The organism is Providencia sp. PROV236, assembly GCF_033676985.1.
Taxonomy (GTDB): domain Bacteria; phylum Pseudomonadota; class Gammaproteobacteria; order Enterobacterales; family Enterobacteriaceae; genus Providencia; species Providencia manganoxydans.
This window is the reverse complement of the sequence record NZ_CP096297.1, coordinates 3,544,358-3,557,061: the sequence shown is the minus strand read 5'-3', so window position 1 is coordinate 3,557,061 and position 12,704 is coordinate 3,544,358. Positions and strand designations below refer to the sequence as shown.

Here is a 12,704-nt window from a genome sequence, read left to right as displayed (position 1 = left end):
ATGTTGACGCGTCTACGTGAGATTGTTGAAAAAGTCGCGATGGCGACAAGTTTAACTGAAGCGTTGGAAGTTTTAGTAAACGAAACATGTAATGCGATGCAAACTGATGTTTGTTCAATTTACTTAGCTGATCATTCACGTCAGTGTTACTACTTAATGGCAACCCGCGGGTTGAAAAAACCTAGCGGGATTGCTATTCGTCTTGGATTTGATGAAGGGGTTGTTGGTGCTGTTGGCCGTCAATCTGAAATGCTCAACCTCGCCGATATCCGCGAGCATCCTGAATTTAAATATCTCCCTCAACTCAAAGAAGACCGGTTAAAAGCCTTTCTCGGTGTGCCGATTGTTTACCGTCGTCAACTATTGGGTGTATTGGTGGTTCAACAACATGAACGTCGTTTCTTCAATGAAACCGAAGAATCGTTTATGGTGACATTGTCAATGCAACTGGCGGTTATATTGTCTCAAGCTCAAGCGAAGGGGATTTTTGGGCAGTATCGACAAAGTCGTCTGAAAGCACTTCCTGTTTCTCAAGGCATAGTGATGGCTTATGGCTGGCAGGATAGTTCACAGCCCTCCTTTGAAAGTATTTGTGAAGCGACGGCACTCGACCAAAACATAGAAAAACAGCGCCTTATCGCAGCGATTGAAAATGCTGCTTCAGAATGCCGACGTCTTAGTAAGCGTTTTATTGCTAACTCGCAGAAAGAAAGCGCAGCAATTTTCGACCTCTATAATCATTTGCTGCATGACCCACAATTAAAAAAACGATTATTTGATGCTATTGAACAAGGAGCCGTGGCTGAATGGGCCGTTAAAACGGTCATAGAGGATTATGTAGAACAATTTTCTCGTTTACATGATTTGTATTTGAGAGAGAGAGGTGCCGATCTCCGTGCTTTGGGACAACGTTTATTATTTCATTTAGATGATAGTTTGACATCGGTTGATCAGTGGCCTGAGCATTTTATTTTAGTTGCCGATGAGCTAAGTGCTAGCGTCTTGGCAGACATGCCTCTTGAGCAGCTTGTTGGCGTGATAGTACGTGATGGTGCAACACACTCACATTCAGCGATTTTAATTAGAGCGATGGGGATCCCCGCCATTATGGGGGCAGATATTGACCCTTCCTTGCTCCATAATCGTTTTTTGATCCTCGATGGTTATCGTGGTGAAGTATTCATTGAACCTGAAAACATAATCGCCCAAGAGTATAAGCAAATCATTGCTGAGGAAAATGTTCTCAGTCAGCTAGCTGAAGGAGCGTTAGAGCAAGACGTTACTTTGAAAAATGGTGAACCTGTTCACATTCATCTTAACGCAGGATTAAGTCCTCGCTATGAGCAACAAATTAATGTGGCTGTAGATGGTGTGGGACTATATCGCACAGAACTGCCTTTTATGTTACATAATGGCTTTCCATCGGAAGATGAACAAAAACAGTTATATCAAGAGATACTACAGCTATTTATTGATAAACCTGTCGTGCTGAGAACATTAGACATTGGTTCGGATAAGCAATTGCCTTATATGCCTATTAGTGAAGAAAATCCCTGCCTAGGTTGGCGCGGGATCCGTGTAATGTTAGACCAGCCTGAAATTTTCTTGATCCAACTTAGAGCCATGCTACATGCGAATATTGAGACGCAAAATCTACGCATCTTATTGCCGATGATCACCAGTATTAATGAGGTGGATGAAGCGCTCAGATTAATCAAGCGTGCAAATGAAGAGGTGAGTTTGGCTACAGGCAAAACGCTGATAATGCCGAAAATCGGGGTAATGTTTGAAGTTCCTTCTTTGCTGTTCCTCCTTCCTGAATTAAAAAAACGTATAGATTTTATTTCAATTGGTACCAATGATTTAACTCAGTACTTGTTAGCAGTTGATCGAAATAATACCCATGTTGCCGCTATTTACGATAATTTACACCCATCAATGCTGAGATTTTTGGCTAAAGTTAATGAAGAGTGTGATCGCCTCGGTTTACCTGTAAGCGTATGTGGTGAAATGGCAGGACAACCTCTAGGGGTAATGGCGCTAATAGCCCTTGGCTACCGGTCTTTAAGCATGAGTGGAAGAAGTGTTCCTCGAGTGAAATACCTGATCCGTGGCCTACATGCGGGTAAAGTTGAACAATTGGTTCCCGAAATCTTAGCGGCGGAAACGAGCAATAATATCCGGCAAATAATTAGCTTATTTTTGGAAAAAAATGGGCTTGGTGGCTTTGTTCGGGGTGGGATCTAATCAGTCTTACTTTCTCTTCGCATGAGCTATGTTATTATGCGCAATCTGACAGTTAATAAACTATCCTATTTGTTAACTGCGGTTAAGGTTTGTGTGATAAGCAAAGAAAATCCATTGCCTGATTTTCGGCTGATGATATGAAACGGGGAAACCACGCTTTTATCCCACTTCGTCAGTAACCTAAATGATTTTTGATTAACAAATAAAGTGGGGAACGATGAGTAACAGCTACTTAGCATTTCCGGAAATTGATCCCGTAATGTTCTCAATTGGGCCAGTATCACTGCACTGGTATGGCTTCATGTATCTTGTAGGGTTTGTTTTTGCTTTATGGCTAGCGGGCCGCCGCGCAAGCAAACCGAATAGTGGTTGGACAAAAAATGAAGTTGAGAATTTACTCTATATTGGCTTTGTAGGTGTTTTTGTAGGAGGACGATTGGGTTATGTTTTCTTCTATAACCTTCCAGTCTTTCTTGATGATCCACTTTATTTATTTAAGGTTTGGGATGGAGGAATGTCCTTCCATGGCGGCTTGATTGGCGTGATCTGTGCGATGGTATGGTTTGCTCATCGTACTCGCCGCCGCTTCTTACAAGTCTCTGATTTTGTTGCTCCGCTAATTCCTTTTGGCCTAGGTATGGGGCGCATTGGTAACTTTATTAATGGTGAGCTATGGGGGCGTGTAACATTAGATACACCTTGGGCATTTTTATTCCCTCATTCACGCAGTGAAGACATTCAACTTGCAGCACAAGATCCGTCGTTATTGCCTACGCTAGAGCAATATGGCGTACTTCCGCGTCATCCATCACAGCTCTATGAGATGTTTTTAGAAGGAATTGTACTGTTCCTGATCCTCAATTTATTTGTGCGTAAACCGCGCCCAATGGGCAGTGTTTCCGGCCTGTTCCTGATTGGTTATGGCGCATTCCGAATTATTGTTGAGTTCTTTAGACAACCTGATGCTCAACTAGGTTTATTTGGTGGTATTAGTATGGGGCAAATACTATCTATCCCTATGATTATTATTGGTATTTTAATGATTGTGTGGGCCTATAAGTATGGTAAAAATATCCCCGCTCATAAACCGGATAATAAAGCACAGCCAAGTAAGTAAATGAACATAATAAGGTGGCAGTGGTGAATATTTGATACCGCTGCCGCTTATAGCGCAAGAGAATGACTATGAAGCAGTATTTAGAATTATGCCAACGTATCATCAATAAAGGCCAATGGATTGAAAATAAGCGTACAGGCGTGCGCTGCTTAACCGTCATTAATGCAGATCTTGAATATGATGTGGCAAATAACCAATTTCCATTAATCACTACCCGAAAAAGTTTTTACAAAGCCGCAATAGCAGAGCTACTGGGTTACCTACGCGGTTATGATAATGCAGCTCAATTCCGTGAAATCGGCTGTAATACATGGAATGCAAATGCGAATGACAATCAAGCTTGGCTGAATAACCCACACCGTAAAGGTGAAGATGATATGGGGCGCGTTTATGGTGTCCAAGGGCGCTCATGGCAGCGGCCTGATGGTACGCATCTCGATCAGCTTAAAAAAGTGGTTAATAACTTAAAAAATGGTATTGATGACCGCGCTGAAATCATTACGTTTTATAATCCAGGTGAATTTGAAATGGGATGCTTACGGCCTTGTATGCATACTCATACTTTTTCACTGCTCGGTGATACTCTGCACTTAACCTCCTATCAACGTAGTTGCGATGTACCACTTGGATTGAATTTTAACCAAGTACAATGTTTCGTGTTACTCGCTTTGATGGCGCGGATTACGGGTCATCAACCAGGTAAGGCGTATCATAAAATTGTGAATGCACATATTTATGAGAACCAATTACCACTGATGCGCGATGTTCAGTTAAAACGCGAGCCTTTTGCTTTACCATCATTAACGATAAACCCTCAAATTAAAACGTTAGAAGATCTGGAAACATGGGTAACCACTGATGATTTTTCTCTTGAAGGTTATCAATGTCATGAAGCGATTAAATACCCATTTACGGTATAACGTTTAGTCTTCTCTTAGAAGGCCAAGGTCATACTGTACCTTGGCTTTTTTATCGTTTTTTTAACCACTACGTTATCTTTTTCCCCGCATATTTTAGCTTTTTGCGAGCCTACTCCGAAAACACGACTGATTATGTGTAAATCTTGCATCTGTTTGCAAAACGTTACGCAACACTCTTCTTATTTTCTATTTTTCTTCGATTTTGCTGACATTATCAGACGCATATTTTACGAACAGGCGGTGGTTATAGATGGGCAGACAAACTCAAGAACAGGAAAAAGGATTTACGCTGATCGAAATATTGGTTGTGATATTTATATGCTCATTGGTTTTATTACCTGCTTTATATGGTTGGCAGCAACAGCAACAACGCACCCGTTTAATTGACGCTGCAAGGCAAGTTGCCGTATTCATTTACAGTCATTTAATGGAAAGCATTTACTTAAATCAGCATCGTATCTTATTAATTAATAATGCACAGGGTAATTGGTCAATCACTATCAAAGACGCTGTGACTAATCAACAGATTGCAATGTTGTCATCGGCGCAATTTAACAATATCGAAATGAAATCAGCAACTCGTACATCCGTTAATCTTTATGGAAAACAAGGAACTAGTCATGCTTTTCGTATTGAACTGATCAACGATTTTGGGCAGATGACTGTATTTATGTCCGCAGCAGGCCGGATAAGAGGTTGCAGTAATAAAAAAATCATTGGCGTTCCCCGCTGCTAGGGGCTACAGATGAATTTAAGCCATCAAAAAGGGTTCTCGTTAATAGAAACGCTAGTCGCTATGTCGATCAGTAGTTTGGTATGTATTGCTGCAATCTCTGTTTTTCCAACACTAATTAAGCAAGTACATCAATCATATATTCAATATCAAATTGATAGAGATGCTCGTCAGGTGCTAATTAATATGGAGAAGGATCTCAGGCGTATAGGTTATTGTAGCCGTGTTTCTTGCCAAGGTGAGGCGATTAAAATTGATGCTAAATTTTTAAGTCGATACCCTAACTCATGCATTATTTTCGCTTATGACCAGAACTTGTCAGGAACATGGCGGTCGGTTCAAGGTAGAAATAAAGAATCTGATTTTTTTGGCTATCGCCTGAATGACAAAAAATTAGAGTCAAATCGAAATATTACGGATTGTGATGGTAACCGTTGGCAATCTTTATTTGATCCTCTAATGATTAAAGTCTCTTCATTAAAATTTGTATGGCATGAAGTTCAGTCGTTGCTGGAAATATATTTAGTCATTGAAACACCGTATTTGCCAAACAAAGCCTTTCATTATCGTAGCGCTGTTTTGCTAAGGAATTTACGATGAAGCATCGTATTTTTCAGCAGCAGGGAAACATTGCGTTAGTGATGGTCGTGGTATTGATGACAACAGCGCTACTGTTATTAAAAGCATTACATTTTTATCAAGAAAACGCTCGCAACGAATTTTTAAAGGAAAAAAAATATGTTGAAGCATTTAATCAAGCAGAGTCAGCGCTGTCATGGGGGCTTCAGCAATCTTGGGCTTTGCAGACGTTTAGCCGCCAAAAATGGCAATGTCAGAGAGCATCAGAGCACTCATGGGAAAGCTGCCTTAAACATTATAAAGGTTCTCAATTTATTCTCTCTGGTAAAGGAAACTATAGGGGGCAATATGATGTTACGCTCTATCGCTGGGTTTCTCCTATTTCAGGCACACAGAAAGTGCGAAGCCAAATAAAAGGTTGGCTTGATTACTGTCCAGTTGATAAAAAGGGATTTTGCCAATGAATGATGAGCTGGAAGATCAGCGTGGTTTTGCAATCATAGAGTCAATGCTTGCTGTAGTGATTTTTGCTATGCTGCTAGTCGCTCTGTTAAACTATACTCAACATATTACCTTGAATTTCAATTGGATATTTAGTAGCTCAGTTGCAGTAAGGGAGCTACAAAGTCGTTTAGAGCAGGAAGCGGCGAAGATGGCGTTAATACCAAATGACCCATCATTTATTTATCCTAATTGGCAGATAAACTTACAGTCACTTATGGTGTCTGATAGTTGCACAAGTACAACCGTCAGTTTATTAAGTACTCAGCAAGATTTTTCGCTAAACCGTTGGTTTTGCAGAACAGGAGATAGTCATGTTTCAGGTTTATCATTCTAATCAATTAGAGCTATTAAAGGAGTTAATTGCTCATTTAATGGAAAATGAACCACTTTCTCATCCGTTCGAGCAAGAAATCGTTTTAGTACAAAGTCCGGGTATGTCCCAATGGTTACAAATAGAGTTAGCAAAGCGCTTTGGGATAGCTGCGAATATTTATTATCCTCTACCAGCAACTTTTATTTGGGATATGTTTCGTCGTGTACTTCCCGATATACCGAAAGAGAGCGCTTATACCAAGCAAGCTATGGCTTGGAAACTGATGAAAATATTACCTGAAGTCATTGATGAAGAAGAATTTGAGCCGTTACGGCATTACTTACAGAATGATTCAGATAAGCGAAAGTTACACCAGCTAGCGGGACGAGTCGCAGATTTATTTGACCAATATTTAGTTTATCGACCTCAGTGGATAGAAAAATGGCAGCAGAATGAATTAGTCGAGGGGTTAAGCTCAAATCAATTATGGCAAAGACGATTATGGCTGAAGTTGGTTGATTATACTCAAACTCTTGAGCAGTCACCATGGCACCGAGCGAATCTTTATCAGCAGTTTATTGCCAAGCTACAAGGTGAGCAGGATTTAAAAAATGTATTACCAAAGCGTATTTTTATTTGCGGGATTTCATCTTTACCGCCTGTTTACCTGCAAGCCCTAAAAGCAATTGCAGAGCATACTGATATTCACCTGATGTTTACTAACCCATGTCGCTATTACTGGGGAGATATTTACAGCCACTCTTTTCTTGCCAAATTACAGAAAAGAAAATTGAAGCATTATATTGATAAGCATGAAATATCACGTTTTAGAATTGATGGGAATGTTGAAAGGTTATTCAACGATGAAGGTGAACAAGAACTCGCTAACCCATTGCTTGCGTCATGGGGAAAATTAGGGCGGGATAATCTGTATTTTATCTCACAGATTGATAATGCGAATGAAATATCAGCATTTGTTGATACAAATCGTCGCAACCTACTAGAGAATTTACAACAGGATATTTTAGATCTTGAAAATCATGCTCAATTCGGAACTACACTACAAGATTACCTCACGAGTAACAACAAACGTAGGTTAGCTTTATCCGATCAATCAGTGACTTTTCATTCGTGCCATAGTGCACAAAGGGAAGTCGAAGTTTTGCAAGATCAATTATTGTCATTGTTTGAGTATGACCCAACGCTTACACCTAGAGATGTTATTGTCATGGTGTCAGATATCGACAGTTATACACCATTCATTCAAGCCGTTTTTGGCAATACGGCATCTGGGCGCTATATCCCTTTTTCCATTTCAGATAGAAAGGCATTACAAGCCCATCCTATTTTACAAGCATTTATTTTATTACTTGACCTTCCGCAAAGCCGTTTTTCAACTGAACAAGTACTTACATTACTTGAGGTGTCTGCGTTTGCCGCTCATTTCAATATTGATGAAAGTGAATTAAGTTTATTACGTCGATGGGTTAATGAGTCAGGGATCCGTTGGGGGTTAGATGATGATAATGTGCGTGCTTTGGCACTGCCCGTAATTGGGCAAAATACATGGCAATTTGGGTTGAGCCGTATGCTATTAGGCTATGCAATGGATAGTCGATATGGCCCTTGGCATAATGTTTTACCTTATGATGAAAGTAGTGGGTTAGCTGCTCAGTTAGCAGGTAAGCTCGCATTATTAGTCAATACATTAAAAGAGTGGCGAACATTACTAGAAGTTGAGAGAAATCTTGAAGAGTGGAAAGCGATTTGCCAGCAGCTACTTCATAGCTTTTTTAAAATTGATGGCGATACAGAGTTAGTGCTTACTCTTGTTACAGAGCAATGGCATAGGATTATCGAAAATGCCTTAAGCTCTGGTTATGATGAAAAAGTCCCTTTACGTTTGATCCGTGATGAACTAGCTGTATGTTTTGACGATGAAAAGATAAGTCAGCGCTTTCTAGCTGGTGCTGTCAATTTTTGTACCTTAATGCCAATGCGTTCGGTACCTTTCAAAGTCGTCTGCTTATTAGGGATGAATGATGGTATATACCCCCGTAGTATTCCACCACTAGGCTTTGATTTAATGGCAGAGAAGCCTGCCAGAGGGGATCGAAAGCGCCGAGATGATGATCGTTACCTATTCTTAGAAGCATTGAATTCAGCAGCGAAGCAACTTTATGTTAGCTATATTGGTCTATCTATACAGGATAACCAAACCTGTAACCCATCTGTGCTAGTGACTGAGCTTTTGGATTATATTTGCCAAAGTTTTTGTTTACAGGGGGATGAGGAACTTAATATTGATGAGAGTGCGATGAGATTAAAAAAACATCTTGTCACACAGCACAACCGTGTGCCTTTTGCCAAAGAAAACTTCATTGCGGATTCTATAAATCAGAGTTTTGCAAGTGAGTGGTTACCAGCCGCGCAAACTGTATTTCAAGGGAACAAGCCTTTTGTATCTCAGCTTAATGAACGTGAAATCATCACTGAGCTTTCAGTTGAACAACTATTGCGTTTTTATCGTCATCCAATAAGAGCTTTTTTTCAACAACGTTTGAAAGTTCATTTCGCCATTGAAGAAACAGAACTGCCAGAGGATGAGCCCTTTATTTTAGATAGATTACAGCGCTATAAAATTAATGAACGTGTATTAGCTTTATTAGTTAAAGATGAAGATCCAGTTCAGCTTTATCAATCACTGAGAGCCTCTGGGCAGTTACCTGCTAAGCAATTTGGGCAGCTGTTTTGGGAGCAACAAATGAATAATATTATGCCATTGGCTGAAAAGGTTAAGGAGCAAAATGTTCAACCCTTTGACCATGTGATTGATACTGATATCAATGGCATCAAATTAACAGGAGTATTAAGAAATGTGCATGAAAACGGGGTATTACGTTATCGGCCTGCTTATTTGACAGCAAATGATGGTATTCAACTGTGGATAGAACATCTGTTGTTTAATTTTACGATCGGTGAAGGTGATAGTATTGCACTAGGTCGTGATAACAGTACGTGGCATTTTTCTAGTGTAAAGCAAGAAAATGCTAAGAATTATTTAGAACAGCTTATAACGGGTTACTGTAATGGCCTAAATAGCCCATTGTTATTGTTAAATCAAAGTGGTTGGAATTGGTTATCAGCTTGTTTTGATAAAAAAACGAAACAATATGATTTTGTTTCTGAAGATGTACAACAAAAAGCATTATCAGTACTAGTGCAAAGCCTCCAAGGTTCATCCATGAAAAGAGGGGAGATGGAGGATGATTATGTGTTACGAGTTTGTAGAAATATTGACCAAAACTTAATTCAGTCACTGTTGGAAAATTCTCAGCGTTATCTTCTGCCGATGGCAGAATATCTAAAATAAAAAAAGGGGTGCATTAAAGGATGCGACGTTTATCCAAAAGTATCGCTCAATTTTTCTTATTGGTAACCTTAATGGTTTGGGGGGCAGCAGCGATTGGCCAGCCCCTTTGGCAGGTGTTACCCGAAACTATCAATAAGAGCGAAAATGATCCACGAACCTATCAAGCCGTTAAGCTACATAACGGAATGATAGTGTTATTGGTTTCAGATCCAAAAGCGACTAAATCACTAGCCGCTGTTTCTATTCCTGTTGGTAGCTTAGAAAACCCAGATAGCCAATTAGGGCTTGCACACTATTTAGAACATATGGTGTTAATGGGCTCTAAAAAATATCCAGAACCCAGCAGTTTGTCTGAGTTTTTACAAAAGCATGGTGGGAGTCATAATGCCAGTACCGCGGCACATCGTACTGCTTACTATTTAGAAGTTGAAAATAGTGCCTTAAAGGATGCTACGGATAGATTAGCGGATGCTTTAGCTGAGCCGCTACTGGATCCGACTAATGCAGATAGAGAACGAAATGCCGTCAATGCGGAGCTGACTATGGCTCGTTCCCGTGATGGAATGCGTCTATGGCAAGTTCGCTCTGAAACATTAAATCCTAATCACCCCAACTCACGCTTTTCTGGTGGAAATTTAGAGACGTTGCAAGATAAACCCGGTAGTAAGTTACAAGATGAGCTAGTGGGTTTTTATAAGCAATATTATTCGGCGAATTTGATGAATGGTGTTCTGTATGGTGACCAATCTATTGAGTCGCTGGCAAAAATTGCAGCAGAAACCTTTGGGCGTATTCCAGACCATAATATTAAAGCGCCAACAACGGATGTTCCCGCTGTCACAGACAATGAAAAAGGGATTGTGATCCACTATATCCCTGCTCAGCCACAAAAAGCCATTCAATTAGAGTTCAGTATTAAGAACAATATGGCTGATTTTCGCAGTAAAAGTGATGAATACATTGGTTATCTAATCGGGAATCGCAGTCCTGGCACATTAGCAGATTGGCTAGTCTCTGAAGGATTGGCTGAGGGGATTAGTGCCTCTGCAATGCCTAACGCAGATCGGAATTATGGGACTTTTTCTATCTACATTACTTTGACAGATAAAGGGCTGGCAGAACGTGATGAAATTATTGCGGCTGTATTTGCTTATATTGATCTGTTGAAAAAAGAAGGGGTAACCAAAAGTTACTTTGATGAAATCGCGAATGTACTGAATTTATCGTTCCGTTATGGCTCTATTGTCAGAGATATGAACTACATTGAATGGTTATCAGACCAAATGATTAATGTACCGGTCAACCATGTATTAGATTCTGATTATATTGCGGACAAATATGATCCTTCGGCAATAAAGGCAAGGCTCTCTGAGCTAACGGCTAAGGATGCACGGATTTGGTTTATTAGCCCAAATGAGCCACACAATAAGAAAGCCTACTTTGTTGATGCAGCTTATCAGGTCGATAAAATAACTCAGAAGCAGTTAACCCAATGGGAGCAGCTAGAATCTAAAATGAAATTTAGGTTACCTGAATTGAACCCATACATTCCGGATAACTTGTCATTAATTAAGACAGAAAAAACCTATAAACATCCTGAATTAGTTTATCAGGATGGCAATACACGTGTGCTGTATATGCCAAGCCAATATTTTGCAGATGAACCTAAAGCAACTATTAATTTATTACTGAAAACAAAAGTTGGTGATCAAGATGCTAAATCCCAAGTGACTGGAGCATTATTGCAATATATAGCATCATTAAAAATGGATGAGCTGCAATATCAAGCATCGGTAGCAGGTATGTCGGTGTCTGTTTCACAAGGCGTTGGATTGCAGTTTAATGCGAGTGGATATACTCAGCATTTACCTGAGCTATTTCTATCGATGACAAAGCTGTATTTAAGCTTTGAGCCAACAGAAAGAGAGCTTATTCAAGCTAAATCTTGGTATCAGGAACAAATAAAAGTAGCCAATAATGCTAAGGCTTATGAAATAGCTATGCAGCCACTACGACGTATCGATACTGTTCCTTATTTTGAACAAGAAGAGCGATTATCTACATTAGACAGTATTTCTCTAAAAGATATCACGAAATACCGTAGTAAAGTGATAGAGAGCGCGTCATTACAAGCTATGGTAATTGGTAATTTAACCGATAAACAAAGTATTAATGTTATTAAAGATGCTCGTGATTTACTGAAAAGCAAAGGAAAAGGCTGGTGGCGTGGTGACATTGTTGTGATTGATAAGCCTTATCTAGCCGATTTTCATAATCAAGCCAAAAGCACGGATAATGCGTTAGCAGAAATTTTTATTCCTGAAGGGTATAGCCGTATTGAGGGGGCTGTGCTATCTGGTTTACTGTCTAATATTATTCAACCATGGTTCTATGATCAGCTTAGAACTAACGAGCAACTTGGTTATGCTGTGTTTGCATTCAAAGTAGGTTTAGGTGATCAGTGGGGGGTTGGGTTCTTACTGCAAAGTAATGCAAAAACGCCTGATTACTTAAATACTCGTTATCAAGAGTTTTATAGTACGGCTCTTGAAAAGTTGAAAAAATTACCCGCTCAAGAGTTTGAACAGTATAAACAGTCGATCATTACAGAAATGAAGCAACCACCACAAACTTTCTATGAAGAGGTAGGACGCTATTCATCTGACTTTAGCCGCAATATCTTTACCTTTGATACTCGAGCTAAAGTTATTGAATTATTTGGTAAAACGACACAGCAGCAAGTTATTGATTATTACCAAAATGCAGTGATGCAACGTAAAGGTTTAGCGTTAACGTCTCAAGTTATTGGTCAGGATGTTGATGAAAAAACAGGATACGCACCACTGAAAGGCTGGGTGTTCTATCCAAATGCTTCAGAGTTCCAAAAGATGTTACCAATTAAGGAAGATGCAGAGTGA

General features: G+C 39.8%; 9 protein-coding genes. All 9 read left to right on the top strand.

Annotated features, from left to right (window positions below):
- The 9 genes from ptsP (at position 1) to ptrA (ending at position 12,704) form a co-directional block, all read left to right on the top strand.
- A complete protein-coding gene (ptsP, locus tag M1E96_RS16370) occupies positions 1-2,247 on the top strand; it encodes a phosphoenolpyruvate--protein phosphotransferase (RefSeq protein ID WP_272580667.1) in 2,247 nt (748 codons plus the stop codon).
- A 217-nt stretch (positions 2,248-2,464) separates the two neighbouring features.
- Positions 2,465-3,364, top strand: a complete 900-nt coding sequence (gene lgt, locus M1E96_RS16365) for a prolipoprotein diacylglyceryl transferase (protein ID WP_272580666.1) — start codon at positions 2,465-2,467, stop codon at positions 3,362-3,364.
- Between the two features lie 68 nt (positions 3,365-3,432).
- Positions 3,433-4,284 carry a thymidylate synthase gene (locus M1E96_RS16360; RefSeq protein WP_272580665.1) on the top strand — a complete coding sequence of 284 codons (852 nt, stop codon included), beginning with the start codon at positions 3,433-3,435 and terminating at the stop codon, positions 4,282-4,284.
- A gap of 250 nt (positions 4,285-4,534) precedes the next feature.
- The gene (locus tag M1E96_RS16355) at positions 4,535-5,020 is read left to right on the top strand and encodes a prepilin-type N-terminal cleavage/methylation domain-containing protein (protein WP_272580664.1); all 486 of its coding nucleotides are present in this window, start codon (positions 4,535-4,537) and stop codon (positions 5,018-5,020) included.
- A 9-nt stretch (positions 5,021-5,029) separates the two neighbouring features.
- Positions 5,030-5,617 carry a prepilin peptidase-dependent protein gene (locus M1E96_RS16350; RefSeq protein WP_272580663.1) on the top strand — a complete coding sequence of 196 codons (588 nt, stop codon included), beginning with the start codon at positions 5,030-5,032 and terminating at the stop codon, positions 5,615-5,617.
- A complete protein-coding gene (locus tag M1E96_RS16345; protein ID WP_272580662.1) occupies positions 5,614-6,060 on the top strand; it encodes a DUF2509 family protein in 447 nt (148 codons plus the stop codon). Before M1E96_RS16350 ends, M1E96_RS16345 begins: the two co-directional genes overlap by 4 nt.
- Positions 6,057-6,434 (top strand): prepilin-type N-terminal cleavage/methylation domain-containing protein, encoded by a 378-nt coding sequence (locus tag M1E96_RS16340; RefSeq protein WP_272580661.1) that lies wholly within the window; start codon positions 6,057-6,059, stop codon positions 6,432-6,434. The genes M1E96_RS16345 and M1E96_RS16340 overlap by 4 nt, the downstream gene beginning before the upstream one ends.
- Positions 6,412-9,786 (top strand): exodeoxyribonuclease V subunit gamma, encoded by a 3,375-nt coding sequence (recC, locus tag M1E96_RS16335; RefSeq protein WP_272580660.1) that lies wholly within the window; start codon positions 6,412-6,414, stop codon positions 9,784-9,786. The genes M1E96_RS16340 and recC overlap by 23 nt, the downstream gene beginning before the upstream one ends.
- Before the next feature lie 20 nt (positions 9,787-9,806).
- Positions 9,807-12,704 (top strand): pitrilysin, encoded by a 2,898-nt coding sequence (gene ptrA / locus M1E96_RS16330; protein ID WP_272580659.1) that lies wholly within the window; start codon positions 9,807-9,809, stop codon positions 12,702-12,704.